General features: G+C 32.4%; 15 protein-coding genes, 1 tRNA gene and 1 pseudogene. 13 read left to right on the top strand and 4 right to left on the bottom strand.

What is annotated here, in order from left to right; translation table 11 throughout:
* The first annotated feature begins 93 nt into the window (after positions 1-93).
* From tnpA to AVL50_RS23235, 7 genes and pseudogenes are all read left to right on the top strand, one after another.
* Positions 94-495: pseudogene (gene tnpA / locus AVL50_RS23265) on the top strand (IS200/IS605 family transposase).
* Positions 496-768: 273 nt separating this feature from the next.
* Positions 769-1863 (top strand): glycosyltransferase, encoded by a 1095-nt coding sequence (locus AVL50_RS23260; RefSeq protein WP_062618930.1) that lies wholly within the window; start codon positions 769-771, stop codon positions 1861-1863.
* Between the two features lie 2 nt (positions 1864-1865).
* The gene (locus AVL50_RS23255) at positions 1866-3020 is read left to right on the top strand and encodes a glycosyltransferase (RefSeq protein ID WP_062618929.1); all 1155 of its coding nucleotides are present in this window, start codon (positions 1866-1868) and stop codon (positions 3018-3020) included.
* Positions 3013-4167, top strand: coding sequence for a glycosyltransferase family 4 protein (locus tag AVL50_RS23250; RefSeq protein WP_082795976.1), 1155 nt, complete (start codon positions 3013-3015; stop codon positions 4165-4167). Before AVL50_RS23255 ends, AVL50_RS23250 begins: the two co-directional genes overlap by 8 nt.
* A complete protein-coding gene (locus AVL50_RS23245) occupies positions 4160-4771 on the top strand; it encodes a sugar transferase (RefSeq protein ID WP_062618925.1) in 612 nt (203 codons plus the stop codon). Before AVL50_RS23250 ends, AVL50_RS23245 begins: the two co-directional genes overlap by 8 nt.
* Positions 4758-5369: an acetyltransferase gene (locus tag AVL50_RS23240; protein WP_062618923.1), complete on the top strand. Its 612-nt coding sequence runs from the start codon at positions 4758-4760 to the stop codon at positions 5367-5369. Before AVL50_RS23245 ends, AVL50_RS23240 begins: the two co-directional genes overlap by 14 nt.
* Positions 5362-6492, top strand: coding sequence for an aminotransferase class I/II-fold pyridoxal phosphate-dependent enzyme (locus tag AVL50_RS23235; protein ID WP_082795975.1), 1131 nt, complete (start codon positions 5362-5364; stop codon positions 6490-6492). The genes AVL50_RS23240 and AVL50_RS23235 overlap by 8 nt, the downstream gene beginning before the upstream one ends.
* Here AVL50_RS23235 and AVL50_RS23230 read toward each other — a convergent pair.
* The 3 genes from AVL50_RS23230 to atpD all read right to left on the bottom strand — a co-directional run bounded on the left by AVL50_RS23230 (position 6489) and on the right by atpD (position 11186).
* On the bottom strand, positions 6489-8252 hold the full coding sequence (locus AVL50_RS23230) for a nucleoside-diphosphate sugar epimerase/dehydratase (protein ID WP_253764317.1): 1764 nt from the start codon (positions 8250-8252) through the stop codon (positions 6489-6491). The two genes, AVL50_RS23235 and AVL50_RS23230, sit on opposite strands and share 4 nt — an antisense overlap.
* A gap of 1040 nt (positions 8253-9292) precedes the next feature.
* Positions 9293-9538 carry a F0F1 ATP synthase subunit epsilon gene (locus tag AVL50_RS23225; protein WP_062618918.1) on the bottom strand — a complete coding sequence of 82 codons (246 nt, stop codon included), beginning with the start codon at positions 9536-9538 and terminating at the stop codon, positions 9293-9295.
* 142 nt (positions 9539-9680) lie between these two features.
* Entirely contained in the window at positions 9681-11186 is a 1506-nt protein-coding gene (gene atpD, locus AVL50_RS23220; protein WP_062618916.1) for a F0F1 ATP synthase subunit beta, read from the bottom strand.
* A 449-nt stretch (positions 11187-11635) separates the two neighbouring features.
* Between atpD and AVL50_RS23215 the strand changes: the two genes are divergently transcribed.
* The 5 genes from AVL50_RS23215 to AVL50_RS23195 all read left to right on the top strand — a co-directional run bounded on the left by AVL50_RS23215 (position 11636) and on the right by AVL50_RS23195 (position 16100).
* Positions 11636-12319, top strand: a complete 684-nt coding sequence (locus tag AVL50_RS23215) for a hypothetical protein (RefSeq protein WP_062618913.1) — start codon at positions 11636-11638, stop codon at positions 12317-12319.
* A 161-nt stretch (positions 12320-12480) separates the two neighbouring features.
* A complete protein-coding gene (locus AVL50_RS23210; protein WP_082795974.1) occupies positions 12481-13146 on the top strand; it encodes a carboxypeptidase-like regulatory domain-containing protein in 666 nt (221 codons plus the stop codon).
* 283 nt (positions 13147-13429) lie between these two features.
* A complete protein-coding gene (locus AVL50_RS23205; protein WP_062618911.1) occupies positions 13430-14455 on the top strand; it encodes a rod shape-determining protein in 1026 nt (341 codons plus the stop codon).
* Between the two features lie 226 nt (positions 14456-14681).
* Positions 14682-15533 (top strand): rod shape-determining protein MreC, encoded by an 852-nt coding sequence (gene mreC / locus AVL50_RS23200; protein WP_062618909.1) that lies wholly within the window; start codon positions 14682-14684, stop codon positions 15531-15533.
* Positions 15534-15569: 36 nt separating this feature from the next.
* Entirely contained in the window at positions 15570-16100 is a 531-nt protein-coding gene (locus tag AVL50_RS23195; protein ID WP_062618906.1) for a hypothetical protein, read from the top strand.
* 84 nt (positions 16101-16184) lie between these two features.
* Here AVL50_RS23195 and mnmA read toward each other — a convergent pair whose 3' ends face one another.
* A complete protein-coding gene (mnmA, locus tag AVL50_RS23190) occupies positions 16185-17390 on the bottom strand; it encodes a tRNA 2-thiouridine(34) synthase MnmA (RefSeq protein ID WP_062618905.1) in 1206 nt (401 codons plus the stop codon).
* Positions 17391-17828: 438 nt separating this feature from the next.
* Between mnmA and AVL50_RS23185 the strand changes: the two genes are divergently transcribed.
* A tRNA-Leu gene (locus tag AVL50_RS23185) sits at positions 17829-17910 on the top strand.
* Positions 17911-18085: the final 175 nt, after the last annotated feature.

Below are 18085 nucleotides of genomic sequence, written 5' to 3'. Positions count from 1 at the left end.
TTGGGTTTATTGGTCTCAGAAATGGGGTTGAAATCCTGTACTTTCAATGCAAAAATTTAGTATTTCGAAAAAATCTACTACATATTGTGCATTATGACACAAGAGTATAGAAAAGGGCATCATACCATGACTCGATTGATGGTTCATATCGTCTTTGTAACTAAATACCGTTACCATGTATTGGAAGAAAATATTCAAAAAGGATGCTGTTACCTTCTCATTCTAATATGTGAAGCCGAAGGAATTGAATTACAGAAAGGAGTAGTTAGTAAAGATCATGTTCATATGTATATGGAGTATCCCCCGAGCAAAAGTTGGAGTGAACTTCTAAAGCTCATAAAGGGGCACACCTCTCGAATATTACATCAAGAGTTTCCACAAATGCTATTAAGGTAAGCATTTTTGGGCCGGAGGTTATGTGTCTGGAGAACAGGCAATGTAACTGAACAAATGGTTAACAACTATTTGGAACATCATAGGAGTGAGCATAGATAGGACTTTCAAACCTCTGAGAGCAGTTTAGTTCAATAAGTAATAATTACTAGAAATGTTTCAGATAATGTTATCAATGATGTAGAAGCGTTGTTACAAAATTGGGGAATTGAAGAGTTTATTATTACAGCTAACCTAGCTAGAATAGTTAGAGTTTTTGATATATATACTTGAAAAAATATTAGATTCATATTGTTCCGATAAGGTTATACATATCGAATTCGATATGAAAAAGAGTATATCATTGATTAAAAATTAATATAAAAGTGTCTTTAAATGAAAAAAAACATAGTTAGCTTAGTTCCTGAAGATTCAATGAATGGAGCTGAATTTTTTTTAAACTCTTTTCTTTCAGAAGCTCAAAAACAAAATTATGCAGTGAGCGTATTTTTTCTTAAAAAGCATAAACATAATTTATGGAGTAAAGAAAAAGAATTAAATTTTACTAATTCAAAAACTGAGAAATTTGGAATATTACCATTAATAAAAAATTTACTTTATTCAAATTCTAGGAATTCTGATTTAATAATAACATCTCACTTTCATCTTAATATTTTAGTTAGTGTTTTAGCAAAATTAAGGGTAATCACCCCAAATAGAATAGTATTTAGAGAAAGCTCTATTTGGTTAAGAAGAGTAAAGGGTATTAAGCTAAGCTTATACAAAACTTTGTATAGAATGTTTTATCTTAATTGCGATTTATTGATCTGTCAAACAGAGGAAATGAAAGAGGTATTACTTAGTGAAATTCCTGAGTTAGTAAATGTTAAAATTAAGGTTCTAAGAAATCCAATAAATTATGATGAAGTTAAAAATAAAATAAAGCTTACACAATTTAGAGGAGATAAGTTAATTGTAGCAGCAGGTAGATTACATCCTATAAAAGGATTTGATATTTTAATAGAATCATTTCATAAATTAATTGAGAATGATGAAAGACTTAGATCACTAAAATTGTTGATTCTTGGAGAAGGAACTGAGAGAGATAAATTAGAAATATTGGTAAAAAAATTAAAACTAGAAGATAATGTACATCTTTATGGTTATTCAAAATATCCATTTAAGTATTTTGAAAAAGCAGAACTTTGTGTTGTTTCATCAATAAAAGAAGGCTTTCCAAATGTTTTACATCAAATGATGGTTAATAATTCGAATGTTCTAAGTACTAGATGTGCAGAAGGAATAGAAAGCATAAATGGTTTATTAACTTGCAAGCCTAATTCAGTAGAAGAGTTATATCTTTTAATGAAAAAAGCTTTAGAAAGAAGTGATTTCGAAAAAGAAAATTCTTCAACCGAATTTGCTGAATATACTAAAAAAAATAGTATTGAAAACTATTTTAAGAGAGTGATGGCAGAAATTAATTTTTAGTAATGAAGAAAAAAGTTTTATTATTAAATATATCCTTAAGAGGTGGTGGTGCCGAAAGAATAACATCGGGGTTAATTAATAACTTACACAATGAGTACGATTTTACATTAGTTCTTTTAAGTAAAGACCAAGAATATGAGATTCCGTCTCATATTGAAGTTGTTTATTTAGATAACCAATACCAAGGTTATTCTTCTATAAAAGCAATACTTCGAACACCATTTTTAGCAATGAAATTGGCATCTATATGTAAAGAAAAAAGTATAGATGTAGTTTTATCCTTTATGTATCGCCCAAATTATATTGCTAGTTTAAGTAAATTATTATATTCAAAACCTAAGATATATATAAGTGAAAGAAATTTTCCATCTAAGGTACACAAAGGGTCATCTTTTTCGAATAAATTGTCTAGATTTTTAATAAAGTCATTATATCCAAATGCAGATTTAGTTATTCCTAATTCTTTTGAAGCAAGTAAGGATTTAAAAGATAATTTCGGTGTTAAAAATTTAAAAGTAATCAATAATTTTATTGATATAGCTAAAATAGCTTCGTTATCAAACGATCAATCTGAATATTCTTTTGATAAAGATTACTTCTACTTTGTAACTGTAGGGAGTTTAAGTGAACAAAAAAACCATGAACTATTAATTAGGGCATTTAAAAAAGCCTCTATTGATAAGGCAAAACTTTTAATAATAGGTAAGGGACATTTGAAAGTGTCGTTGCAAAATTTAATTTTAGCTGAAAACCTAGAAGAAAAAGTAAATCTATTAGGTTTTAAATCAAATCCATTTTCAATTTTAAAAAATTGTAACTGTTTTGTATTGTCTTCTAAGTTTGAAGGTTTTCCTAATGTTATGTTAGAAAGTATGGCGGTAGGACTACCTGTAATATCTACAGATTGTCAAAGTGGCCCTCGTGAAATCTTAGCGAAAGATTATTTATTTGATAGACAAGAAACAAAAACCTTAACAAATGAAAAATATGGTATTTTGGTACAAAATGAATCTATTCATTCTATGTCAGAAGCCTTAATTAAGATTTACGAAAATAAAGAACTCGAACATAAATATTCCAAGTTATCCTATGAAAGAGCTTTAGAATTCGATAAGCCTATATTAATGTCTAAGTTTAAATCTTTATTTGATGAATAAATTAATTAGAATAACTACAGTACCTATATCAATTCATAAGTTACTGAGTGGGCAACCGTTATTTATGAAGAATCAGGGTTTTGATGTTAAATTAGTAAGTTCAGATGGACATTTTATATCAAAAATTGAATTAGAAACAGGTATTAGTGTAAAGGTAATTCCTTACAGTAGAGCTATAACTCCTATAGCAGATCTTAGGTCCTTGTGGTTGACATATAAGTATATAAAAAAAGAAAAGCCACAAATCGTTCACACTCATACGCCAAAAGCTGGATTAATAGGTATGTTGGCTGCTTACTTGCTTAATGTTCCTATTAGAATGCATACAGTTGCCGGACTTCCATTAATGGAAACAAGAGGAATTAAACGAAGAGTATTAAATGTAGTAGAAAGGTTGACAAGTTTTTGTGCTTCAAATGTTTATCCAAATTCAAATGCGTTAAAAGATTTTATGCTAGAAGAACAGTTATGTTCAAAAAGTAAAATAAAAGTCATTGGACATGGTAGCTCAAATGGTATTGATTTAGAATATTACGCTCCTTCTTTAGACACAAAAGAAAAATCTGATAAAGTTCGTAAAGATTTAGGTATCAATGAAAGTGATTTTGTTTTTGGCTTTGTAGGTAGAGTTGTTAAAGATAAAGGAATTTCTGAATTAGTTAAATCCTTTTGTAGTTTAAATGATAGTAGTACTCATTTATTAATCATTGGACCTTTTGAAGAAGAATTAGACTCCCTTGATGAAGGTATAATGAACGAAATTGAAAAAAATAACCATATACATCATGTTGGTTATAAAGAAGATGTAAGACCTTTTTTTATGGCAATGAATACTTTTGTTTTTCCTAGTTATAGAGAAGGTTTTCCAAATGTGGTATTACAGGCATCAGCTTTATCGATTCCTTCTATTGTATCAAACATAAATGGGAGTAATGAAATAATTAATGATAAAGTTAATGGATTAGTTGTCCCTGTAAAAAATGAGGTTTCTCTTACTAAAGCTATGTTTGAAATGTATAAGAATAATGATTTTAGAAAAAAGGTTTCCTCCAGTATTCGTAATGAAATTATGATGAAATATGACCAAAAATATATTTGGAGAGAATTATTAAAAGAATATAATCATTTATTAGAATCTAATGTATAGGAAAGTTATTAAGCGTATCATTGATATTATAATATCATTAATTGGATTTATATTTCTTTTTCCATTATTTCTACTAGTGTTAGTTTTCTTATTTATTGCTAATAGAGGTACTCCATTTTTCATTCAACAAAGACCAGGTTACAAGGGTAAAGTTTTTAATATTATAAAATTTAAAACTATGAGTGATAAACGAGATCTGAATGGACATTTACTTCCGGACCAAGAACGGTTGACAAAAATCGGAGAAGTTGTTCGTAAAACTTCTTTAGATGAAATCCCTCAACTTATTAATGTTATAAAAGGAGATATGTCACTAATAGGTCCTCGCCCTTTATTAGAGGAATATTTACCTTTATATTCAAAAGAACAAGCAAGAAGACATGATATAAAACCTGGTATAACAGGTTGGGCTCAAGTAAATGGTAGAAATGCAATATCTTGGAAACAAAAATTTGAATACGATGTATGGTACGTAGATAATTGTAGTTTTAAATTAGATCTGAAAGTTATTTTAATAACAATTAAAAAGGTATTTGGAGCTAAGGATATTTCATCAACAACATCAGTAACAATGGAGAAATTTAAAGGAAATGGAAATAGCTAATATTTTTATATATGGTGCTAGTGGACATGGAAAAGTTGTATATGATTGTGCAATTTCCAGTAAAATTAACGTTCAAGGTTTTATTGATGATGACCCTTTAAAACAAGAATTTTTAGGATGTAAAGTTTATAAGTCTACTGAAATTTCAAAGGATTGGGTAATAATTGTAGCAATAGGTAGTTCTCAAATAAGAAAACGAATTGTAGACTCTTTAGATGTTAATTTTGGTATTATCAAACATAGCTCTAGTATTTTATCTTCACATACGGTTATTCATGGTGGTACAGTTTTTTTTCACAATACTGTAGTTCAATCTGGTAGTGAAATAGGAGAACATTGTATAATAAATACATCTTCTATTATAGATCATGATTGTCAATTAGGTAATTATGTTCATGTAGCCCCAAATGCAGTTTTATGTGGGGGAGTAAAAGTAGGAAACAGTTCATGGATAGGAGCAGGAAGTACTATAATACAAGGAATTACTATTGGAAATAATTGTACAATAGGAGCTGGATCTGTTGTTATTAATAATATTCCGGATAATGCCGTTGTCGTTGGTAACCCTGGAAAAATAATAAAATATAATAATGAATAAAAAGATATGGCTTTCTTCACCGAATATGGGAGGGAAAGAACAAGTTTATGTAAAAGAAGCATTTGAAACAAATTGGATTGCTCCGTTAGGTCCTCATGTTAATAATTTTGAAAAAGATATTTGTAATTATACAGGAGCTAAACATTGTGCAGCTTTAAGTTCTGGTACATCAGCCATACATTTAGCATTGATTTTACTTGGAGTAAAGTCAGGAGATGAGGTTTTATGTTCCACATTTACATTTTCTGCAACTGTAAACCCTATAATTTATCAGGGAGCAACTCCAATATTTATTGACTCTGAAGATGAAACTTGGAATATGTCTCCAATCTTACTTGAAGAGGCAATAATTGATAGAATTAAATTAGGTAAGAAACCTAAAGCAATATTATTGGTTCATTTATATGGTATAGCTGCTAAGATGGAAGAAATTACTGAGATAGCATCCAAGTATGATATTCCACTTATTGAAGATGCGGCAGAAGCTTTAGGTAGTACTTATAAAGGAAAGGCCTTAGGTACTTTTGGGGTGATGGGTGTTTTTTCTTTTAATGGAAATAAGATTATAACGACCTCTGGTGGAGGAGCATTAGTGTCTGATGATGAAGATCTGATAAAGGAAGCTAGGTTTTTAGCAACACAGGCAAGAGATAATGCACCTCATTATCAGCACTCTCAAATAGGTTATAATTATCGAATGAGTAATATTTGTGCTGGTATTGGTCGTGGACAAATGGAGGTTTTAAATGAAAGAGTAGCTCAAAAAAGAAAAATTAGAACCTTTTATAAAGATCTTTTCGAAAATATAGAAGGGATTAATATTTTAGAAGAAGATAAAAATATTAGTTTTTCAAATGCTTGGTTGACATGCATTTTAATTGATAAAGTTAAAATGGGTTTTGATAGAGAAGACTTAAGGTTAGAACTGGAGAAAGATAATATTGAAGCTAGACCGTTATGGAAGCCAATGCACCTTCAGCCAATATTTGAAAAATATCCAGCTTATACAGATGAGACATCTGAGAGGCTTTTTGATATAGGATTATGTCTACCATCAGATTCCAACATTGATAAAGAAGACATTAGGAGAATTGAAAAGAGTATAAAAAATAAGTTGGTTTAAACCAACTTATTTTTTTTATCTAATTCTTCAAAAATTGAATTATTACTGACATACTCAGGTACAATATCTTTAACTTTTGCAATAAGTTTATGATCATCGACATTGATCTTTCTAAATAAACTCTCATATTGCAAAATGACATCTTCATATACATATTCTCTTACTTTACCTGCCATAATCTTTGGATGATGTGTAGGAATAGTATTCTCTTCATTATTCAATAATTCTTCATAGAGTTTTTCCCCAGGCCTTAATCCTGTAATTTTGATATCAATATCTTCTCCCTCAATTAAACCAGAAAGCTTAATCATTTTTTTAGCGACATCAATAATTTTGACAGCTTCTCCCATATCGAAAACAAAGATTTCTCCACCTTTACCCATTGCACCTGCTTCCAATACTAATTGACAAGCTTCTGGGATAGTCATGAAATACCTTGTGATTCGATCACTCGTAACAGTGATTGGGCCACCTTTTTCTATTTGTTCTCTAAAAAGAGGTATAACGGAACCATTAGAACCTAATACATTTCCAAAACGAGTAGTGACGAACTTTGTGGGACACTGAGTTGTTTTACCTAAACTTTGAATATATATTTCGGCTAATCTTTTACTTGCACCCATTACATTCGTAGGATTTACTGCCTTATCAGTCGAAACCATCACAAACTTTTCAGTATTGTACTTTACAGCTGCATCAGCAATATTTTTAGAGCCACAAACATTAACTAATATTGCTTCAGATGGATTTTTTTCCATCATAGGCACATGTTTGTATGCAGCGGCATGATAAACTATATCTGGGGTAAATTCCCTGAAAACCTCCTCAATTCTAGTTTTATTAGAAATGTCACCTATGATGACTTCTAATTGAGTTTGATTAGGGTCATAAATAGGATGAAGGTGTCTTTCTATATCATACAGCCCAGTTTCAGATTGATCTAAAATAATTAATTTTTTAGGTTTGTATAAAACTAATTGTTTTGCGATCTCAGAGCCAATAGATCCAGCAGCTCCAGTTACTAAAAGTACCTTGCCTTGTACTTCTCTCTTTACATTTTCTTTTTCTAATTGGATTGGTTTTCTGTCAAGTAAGTCTTCAATTTTAACCCTTGTTATTTGTCGGGCACTTAACTCACCATTTATCCAAGTTTGGAAAGGAGGGACGTTTTTAACATGCAAGTCTAAACTAAGGCATTTATCTACAATTTTTCTTTTTCTTGGAGCTGATAGTTTATTTATTGACAATATAAGTTCATCTATATCGTTGTCGTCCAAAAAACTTGGATTTAAAGCATATCTTTGGGATAATATTTTTACACCACCAAGAATTTTACCTTGCTTCGTTTTATTATCATCAATGAAACCTTTTATATTATAATTACAAGTTGTATCCTTATCTAATACATCTTTTGTGATAGATCCAGCAGCTCCTGCTCCATAAATAAGAATATTTTTAGTAGGAAGTTTATAATAAAAAATTCTGTGATAAATAAATTTGGCAAGAATTCTCGAAGCTGTAATTAATCCCATAGAGAGTAAATAATTAATTACATTTACAGAGAGGGGTACATCAATAGCATCTAGGGTTCCTTTAAATAAGTATCTATTATTAGCTGATATACCGCTTAAAATGAATAAAGCTATTGTATTAGCATTGAATATTTTAACAATATCAGATAGATTGGTGTGTCTTAACGATGAAGAATAAACATTTAAAGATAAGTAAGATAGGAAATATATTAGTACAGTGAAACTCATTTGAGTTTCATATAGTTCACTAGAAGCTATACTCCAATTGAAATTAAAACGTATTAATAGCGATATTAGAAATGAAATACCAACAAGAAGCATCTCGAACCCCAGCACATACCACCTTGATAAAAATCTGTTTGTTTGTAAACTCTTTTTTAGAAACCTTTTTGTTGCCATAATAAAAATAATTGATCTCTTTGCTAAACTCCCTGATTTTAGCAAATTAAGTAAATATAGATGTTTTATTAATAATACTCTAAACCATTCGTTGATATTAAGTTATTTTCTTTTCATGTCATTATGAAATTTTTAATAACACAATGCACCATTTTCATTTTTGTAAAAATGAAAAAAACATTGAAAAATATTTCGTAAACATTTGTAAATACATTAACTAAATATTAATATTGAAGTAACGTAAAACAAAGAAATAGAGTAATTCGACTCTGCTTCTCGGTTCATATAAAAAAGCTAAACTATTTCTTATGCAAGCAAATTATTTGGTGTACTTATGCTTATCAAACAAGCCTCAAAATCAAATTTTATCTTGTTATTTTTCTTCCCTTATTGGGAATAGGGAAGAGTATAGTATAGTTTTCACCTCATCTTGTGGGTGAGGTGTTTTTCGAAGAAATTTGTTGTATTTAAAAATATATATTCAATGTCATGTGCCAAACTTTATGTAGAATCACAATGATTAAGTACTATAAGTACTGAAATGATATTATCAATTAACGATTCAAAAAAAACGAAACTATTTTTCTAAAATAACATCACAATATGTGCTAAATGACTACATATCATTACTTTAGCTAATATTTAATCAAGATTTTGTTGATATTATTTTACCTTATGTATAATTAAGGATATAATAGTATAGTTTTCACCTCATTAAGAAATTGATGAGGTGTTTTTATTTTACAAATTTATGTAATATTGGATTATTTAAATACCGTTATCTTGTGCTATATATTTGATTATGAAATTATGTGATACAAAAAAAGGACGATAAAATCGTCCTTCATCATAATGTTATGTTATGATGCTTAGCTTAATACAGCTTCAGCTAGAATTACTAACTTGTTGTCAAGCATCTCGATAGTACCGCCGTCAACAGTGAAAGTAGTAAGGTCTTTACCGTTGGCGATACGAACATCACCTTTTGCTAAGCTTGAGATGATGTTGGCGTGTCTATCAAGCATTTCAAATTCCCCGTTGATACCAGGAACTTTCACACCTGTAGCTTCACCTTCAAAATATTTTTTATCAGGAGTAATTAATTCAACAAACATGATAAATAAATTTATTAAAGTAAATTATGTTTGAGAGGTAGAAGCAGTGAATGTGTACAACTTCCTACTCCCTAAATTAAAAACGGGAATCCGAGAAGATCCCAGACTCCCGTCTTTGAATATGATTAAGTTGATGAAGGAATTACTTCGCTTCAGCAAGCATTTTCTCACCTCTTTCTACAGCTTCCTCGATAGCACCTACGAACATGAAGGCTGCTTCTGGAAGATGATCCCACTTACCATCTAAGATTTCGTTGAAACCACGGATAGTATCTTTAATGTCTACGATTAGACCTGGGATACCTGAGAATTGTTCTGCTACGTGGAATGGCTGAGATAAGTAACGTTGAACTCTACGAGCTCTTGCTACTACTTGCTTATCCTCTTCAGAAAGTTCGTCCATACCAAGGATTGCAATGATATCTTGTAATTCCTTGTAACGTTGGATTGTTTCTTTTACACGTTGGGCAGTGTTGTAGTGTTCGTCTCCTAATACATCTGGAGATAAGATACGTGAAGATGACTCAAGTGGATCTACACCTGGGAAGATACCCATTGAAGTAATCTTACGTGATAATACTGTTTGTGCGTCTAAGTGGGCGAATGTTGTCGCTGGAGCTGGGTCAGTTAAGTCATCGGCAGGTACATATACCGCCTGTACGGATGTAATTGATCCTCTCTTAGTTGAAGTAATACGCTCTTGCATAGCACCCATTTCAGTAGCAAGCGTTGGTTGGTAACCTACGGCTGAAGGCATACGACCTAGAAGGGCTGATACCTCTGAACCTGCTTGAGTGAAACGGAAAATGTTGTCAACGAAGAATAAGATATCTCTACCTTCACCTTCACCGTCACCATCACGGAAATACTCTGCAATTGTAAGACCTGATAAAGCTACACGAGCACGAGCACCTGGAGGTTCGTTCATTTGACCGAATACCAATGTCGCTTGTGATTGAGCAAGCTCTTCTTCGTTTACTTTAGAAAGATCCCATCCACCTTTCTCCATGTCTTCTTCGAATTCTTTACCGTATTTGATTACGCCTGATTCGATCATTTCACGAAGAAGGTCATTACCTTCACGAGTACGCTCACCAACACCAGCAAATACAGAAATACCTGAGTATACCTTTGCGATGTTGTTAATCAATTCCATGATCAATACTGTTTTACCTACACCGGCACCACCGAAAAGACCAATTTTACCACCTTTAGTATAAGGCTCTAATAAGTCGATTACTTTGATACCTGTATAAAGAACTTCAGTAGAAGTTGCTAATTGATCAAATGGAGGAGCAGACCTGTGAATAGGTAATGAAGTTTTACCTGAAGGTTGTTTCATTCCGTCAATAGCTTCACCTACAACGTTGAATAAACGACCTCTAACTTCTTCACCTGTAGGCATTGCAATAGCCTCGCCTGTATCAAGTACTTCAGCACCACGCTGAAGACCTTCTGTACCGTCCATCGCTACTGTACGAACGCGTTCCTCGCCAAGGTGTTGTTGAACCTCCAAAATGATCTCTTGACCATTGGATTTCTTCACCTTCAAAGCATTGTAAATCGCAGGTAGCGTAGATCCTTCTGCTTCGAAGCTGACGTCAACTACTGGTCCAATGACTGTGGAAACTTTACCGATATTTGACATCTTGGTATTTATTATTATATCAATGAATTCAAACACAAGCTTCGAAGCAAGACTACTTCAAAGACTATTTTCAATGCAAAACTATAATACTATCTAATGATTCCAAAGATTATTGACATTTTAAGTGTAAGAATTGTATTTTAATTGCAAATTTTATGGTATACCGGTTGAAATTTTGAATTTGACTGCCTTTTTTACCAAATAGAGTTAATAGAATGGCGTATATCGAATCAAGATTAGAATTTATTAGGAATTTACACGTAAGTTTTAGTTCTTGTAGGCAGACTTTATTATAATTGATAACTATTGCTATAAAAACTTACATCGAATTAGGCATGATTTTTTAGGTTACCTTAGCAATTAATGATCATTTTACGTTGTACTATAAAATATACTTAACCTAAGTGTATCAACATAACAACCAAAAATGACAACTTACTGTGTGAAAAATGAAGATTAAAAACACCTTTTATCTATTATTAGCGTTTACTTTTTTTAGTGTAAATGTTTATGCCAATGATCCTCTTAACAAACCAAAAGTTTGGTCTCTACTACAAGAAACACCAACGGATATGAGTTTGTGGGCAGCCTATTTGGGTAAGTCATGGGTTTGTATGAACATTACTGAAAAAGAAAACATCAAAAACTGGAAACAGATGCTTGGTTCATCGGCTCCATTAGCTAAAAGCGAACAACATATAAGAATTTCAACTGAGCAGCAGAAACAAATTCAGGAAGAAGTTTTCCATGATGAACACGAATTTTGGGAAGGTGAAGAACTGCAGTCACAAGTAACGGCGAATGAGATTTTGCAGGAAAAGCAGGAGTTAAAGCAACACTTTGAGGAAATGGAGCAGAAAATGGTTCAGACACCAAGTGCTATCACTTCTTTATCAAGAAATTTAAGAGAAAATTTTATCTTAATTGATGATGAATTCAGAATGGAATTCGAATCATTAGGTTTAGAATATGTGGGGTATTGGGATAAGTATCCCAATGGAAAATATTCTCCAGAGAAATGGGTGCACGAAAGAAGTATGGAGCTGAAAAACCTTAAGAAACAACAGTTTGAAAAAATTAAGTCTTCAATGTTAGCTTCTGCATTATCTGCAGATGGCAACGGCGGACACTAATATATAATGTATTAGAGTGTTAAAGAGAAAAGGTTAAATCTCTAATTCACTTAATTATTTACAAATATTTTAAGAAAAGCCTCAATACATCCCTTTTGTATTGAGGCTTTCCTTATATTTGATAATCTTAATCACTTATCAAAATTATTCATTGACGGAGAATGATTCATTTTTTTGAAAAAATATTAAATATCAGAGCAATTTTATTTTTAGGAATAGTTGCTTTCTTTATACAGCCTAATGAAATTTTCGCTCAAGGGGAACAGAATACAATACAGTTTTCAGGTATTGTAGTAGAAGGAGACAGCTCATATGGAGTTCCAGGAGCTCACGTTTATATTAAACAAGCAGGAAGAGGAACGGTAACAAATCATGCTGGTTTCTTTACAATGCCTACTCAAGTAGGTGATACAATCGTGGTAAGTTCGGTTGGTTTTGCGAAGCAAGAGATCGTAATTCCTAAAAGAGATGATTTAGGTTTTACAGTATTAATAGAAATGAGGGAGGAAGTAACAGAATTACCACTTTTAGAGGTATTCCCATATCCAACCAAAGAGATTTTCGAAGAAGCATTCTTAGCACTTGGAGAGCAAAAAGATCAAAGAGTGGAGAATATGGAAAAAAATCTTAGTCAGGAAAAGTTGACAATGATGTCAAATGCCTTGCCTATGGGAGCAAGCGGTAACTATAAGTATTACATGAATTACCGAGCAGATCAGATTGCTACTCAGTATTTTATGGAGACAGCTAACCCGCTTTTAAACCCGTTTGCTTGGGGTGATTTGATTAAATCAATAAAACGAGGAGACTTTAAAAGAAAAGATTAAGATAATTTTATAAGCATTTAGTATACCATAGGTACATTATTTGCCGTTTCTTTAATAGCCGTAGATAAGGCGGTTATTAAACTTCATTAGGGCGGTTGATTGATGAACCAATAAAAATAAGCGAGATAAATAGCTGATCATTTGTCTTGTATTCCTTTTCAATAAACTGAGAGTAATTATTCGGATGTAAGTAATTGCTACAAATTGAAATCATTAATAACTCGATTTTTTTTACTGCAGTTGTACCAATTATCTCGAAAAATGAAAAAAGAGTAAAGTTTCAATGGGTTTCTTTGATTTTTTTACAAGTGATCTAGCAATAGATCTAGGAACAGCAAATACGCTGATTCTCACCAAAGGCAAAATTGCGGTAGAAGAACCTTCTATCATTGCATTAGATAGGCAATCAGGAAAAGTGATTGCACTCGGTGCTAAAGCCATGCAGATGCATGAGAAAACACATGAGAATATCAAGACAATTCGTCCTCTTAAAGATGGCGTAATTGCGGACTTCCATGCTGCAGAGCAGATGATCCGTGGTTTGATTAAGATGTCTGATGCAAAAAAGCGTTTTTTTACGCCTTCTCATAGAATGGTTATTTGTATCCCTTCTGGTATTACAGAGGTAGAAAAGAGAGCCGTTCGTGACTCCGCAGAGCATGCCGGAGCAAAAGAAGTATATATGGTTCCTGAACCAATAGCTGCAGCAATTGGTATTGGTGTAAATATTGAAGAGCCAATGGGAAGTATGGTAGTGGATATCGGTGGTGGTACTACAGAAATTGCAGTGATTGCAATGTCCGGAATTGTATGTGATCAATCTGTGAGAACTGCTGGAGATGTCTTCAATAGAGATATTTTAGATTATATGCGCCGTCAGCATAACTTATTGATTGGTGAAAGATCAGCTGAGAAAATTAAGTTTGAAGTAGGGGCTGCTTTGGCTGAATTGGATGATGCTCCAGAGGATTATGAAATCAGAGGTAGGGACTTATTGACAGGTATTCCAAAAGTCATTAATGTATCTTATGCAGAAGTAGCTTTTGCTTTAGATAAATCTATTTCTAAGATAGAAGAAGCCATTTTAAGAGCTTTGGAAACTGCACCGCCTGAATTATCTGCAGATATATATGATAGAGGAATTCATCTGACAGGTGGAGGAGCTTTATTAAGAGGGTTGGACAAAAGAATTTCATTGAAAACAAAACTTCCTGTTCATGTGCCAGACGATCCGTTAAGAGCCGTTGTATTAGGTACTGGACATGTTCTAAAAGAATTAAATAGGTTCAAAGCAATTTTGATTACCTAATTAGATAAAAATAACGCAATAAGAATTGAAAGATTTCATTGCGTTTTTTTTTGTTCGAATCTTCATTTTATCTTGCATGATATTTTAAGAGAGAGAAAAATTACGATAAGCTAAAAACCTTTTCTCTCTTAAATTATTAATGAGAGGCTAGATTTTTACAAAAAGAGAGAGATTCTAAGTCTGCTCATATATTTTTTCTGGAGATAATATTTTTGATTGCCATTTTATGAGTCAATTATTTGCTATAATATTTAAATACCGAGTCTTTTTAGTATTTATCCTCTTAGAGCTGGTTGCGGCCGCTTTAATTGTCAATAATAATACCTATCAGCGTTCGGTAATTCTATCTTCTTCTAACACTGTTGTAGGAGGGATTTACAATACTACATCAAATGTTGAGCAGTATTTTCACCTAACTGAGGTCAATGAGGACCTGTTGAATGAAAACGCACTTTTGAGAAAGCAGATAGAGCTTAATCAGATGGTAAGTATTAATGATAGTGTTGAACAGGAAAATACTTTGTCTCCTCTGTTTTACGGGATGAGTGATACAATTGCTTATGATTTTATTCCAGCAAGAGTTATCAATAATTCAGTCTATAGATCGGCCAATTATATTACGTTGAATAAAGGTAGAAAAGATGGAATTTTAGAAGGAATGGGTATCATGACAAAAGATGGTGTGGTAGGACAAGTGAAATCTGTGTCCAATCATTTTGCGACATGTTATTCGCTTCTGCATAGAGATATGGCAGTGTCTTCAGAATTGAAGAAAAATGGTGCTCTTTGTACTGTAAAATGGGACACAGAAGATCCTACTAAGGCCTCTGTAAATTATTTACCGTTGCATTTAGATATTGACGTGGGAGATACAATTACAACTTCAGGGTTTAATACTGTGTATCCAGAGGGTGTAATGTTAGGTGTTGTGACAGAGGCGGAGAAAACACCTTCTGAACGTTTTTGGTTAGTGACAATTGATGTTTCAGTAGACTTCTCGAAACTACATCATGTCTATGTATCAAAATCGCTATTCAGGGCTGAAAAAGATTCATTGGAATCTATGGATGAACAGTAAAATTTTTTGTAGGAGTTTAAGGATCAATTATAAATTATGGGAAGAGAAATTTGGTTAAAACAAGCAGGCTTATTTTTAATCTACCTTTTTGTTCAGGTATTGTTTTTTAGAAACCTTACTTTCTTTGATGGTAATGTGATGGTGTTTCCTTACGTTGCTTTTCTAGTCTTACTTCCATTTGGGGCAATGAACATGAGTATTTTGTTGGTAGCTTTCTGTATGGGATTTGTAGTAGATATATTTTATGATTCAATAGGTATCCATACAGCTTCATGTGTTTTTCTTGCTTTTACTAGAACTCAAATCATGAAGTGGACAGCACCTACAGGTGGTTATGAATTATCTGAAATACCTACCATTAATCAAATGGGCTTTGGTACTTTCCTTGTTTTTGTAATTCCTCAAATCCTTCTACATCATATTACTTTATTTATGATTGAGGCAGGCAATATGTCTTTTATGCCAAAAGCAATCTTAAGAGGAGTATTAAGCACTTTTGCTACCTTAGTTATTGTATTAGCGATTCAGTACTTATTTTATGGTAATGTAGGAAGAAGAAGGCTTTAAGTATTCAGTCTGAAAAATTATAGAATAGAAATGGTCATTAGTTATGAAAAGCTAATGACCATTTTTTATGAAAATGAAATGGAATTATCTACCAATTACACCAGAACCTATTAATTCATCCTCTTGATACCAAGAAATAAATTGTCCTGCTGAAATACCAGATTGTTTATTGTCAAATACACAGTATAACCCATCTTCTTTTTGATAAAGCGTGACTTTCTCAAGAGGTTGACGGTATCTGATTCTAGCCATGTATTCTCTTGTTTCACCAATTTCCATCTTAAGGTCTTCTCTTACCCAGTGAATTTCATTTGATTCTACTTTCAAACCTTGTCTATTCAAACCAGGATGTTCACTGCCTTGACCAGTGTAAATCGTATTGGTTTCTGTGTCAGTTGCAATCACAAACAGTGGTAGTGGAGTTCCTCCTACACCTAAGCCTTTACGTTGACCGATTGTGTAGTAATGTGCTCCTTGATGTTCACCTACTTTTTTACCATACGTCGGTTTGTAAGTATAAGGGAGTGTCTGAAGATCTAATTTTTCAGTATCAGAAGATGCGTCATTAATCGAGGCCTCTCTTTCAATATAAATAGGGTGATCAACAGGTACCTCAACAATATTACCAGCCTTTGGCATTAACTGCTGTTTTAAGAAGTCTGGAAGTTTTACTTTTCCAATAAAGCAAAGTCCTTGTGAATCCTTTTTATCTGCTGTGATCAAGTCTTGCTCAGCAGCAATAGCTCTTACCTCTGGTTTTGTAAGTTCACCAATTGGGAAGAGAGCTTTTGAAAGCTGTTCTTGATTCAATTGTGATAAGAAATAACTTTGATCTTTATTTCCATCGACACCTGCGAGTAAGCGGTATACCTCCTTGCCATTTTCATCAATGAATGAATCTTTTCTGCAATAATGGCCCATAGCTACGTAATCAGCTCCAAGTGACATCGCAATATCCATAAAGACATCGAATTTCACTTCTCTGTTACATAATACGTCTGGATTGGGGGTTCTGCCTTTTTCGTATTCAGCAAACATATAATCAACAATACGTTCTTTGTATTGTTCACTTAAATCTACACTCTGGAATGGGATGTTAAGCTTATTTGCTACAAGTAATGCATCATTACTATCATCAATCCATGGGCATTCACCTTGAATTGTTACACTTCCATCGTGCCAATTGATCATAAAAAGACCAATTACATCATAACCTTGCTCTTTTAATAAATAAGCGGCTACGCTTGAGTCTACTCCACCGGATAGACCAACTACTACTCTTTTTGCCATAAAATTAAAATGCTTACAGGGGGTTAAGTTCCCTTTTCACAAACAATAATGACCAAAACAATTATTCTTTTCCCTTTTTAATTCTCTTTTTTCTGGAAAATACCTCAACGTAGCAATGGCTTAAACGTTTTAATTTTTTCATGAATAGCTTCAAAAAATGAATTCAAAAGTTCAGAATATTCTCTGTCTTGGTGTTTATCAAATTTTTTTCAAAAAAAACTCGATTTTTTTTCAAAGATAGGAATAAGTTTTTGATGTTATACACACTATTTATTATCAGATACTTAACACATCTGAATAACAGACGAATATTATTTTTAGAAATGTAAATCGCATTATATTTAATTTTATTAAAGAAATTATTTTAGAATAAACTTGCGTGGTAATATAAAAACGTGCACCTTTGCATCGCTTTAAAACAAAAGGCCACAACAAAAAGCGGGTGTGGTGAAATTGGTAGACACGCTAGACTTAGGATCTAGTGCTTCACGGCGTGGGGGTTCGAGTCCCTCCACCCGCACTGAGAAAGGTTGATAGAAATATCAACCTTTTTTTTTATGCCCAAAATTTAGTAATCTTAAAAATAGAATATCTAATTCTTCGTTATTCTTAATAATCAGAATGATTTCATCTATTCACATAGAATGATTATTTTCAAATCAGGAATAAATTCTAAAAAAGAAATAGTTCATACA

This window comes from Flammeovirga sp. SJP92 (assembly GCF_001583495.1).
GTDB lineage: Bacteria > Bacteroidota > Bacteroidia > Cytophagales > Flammeovirgaceae > Flammeovirga.
Note: the sequence above shows the minus strand (reverse complement) of the source record. Positions and strands in the feature narration are given on the sequence as shown.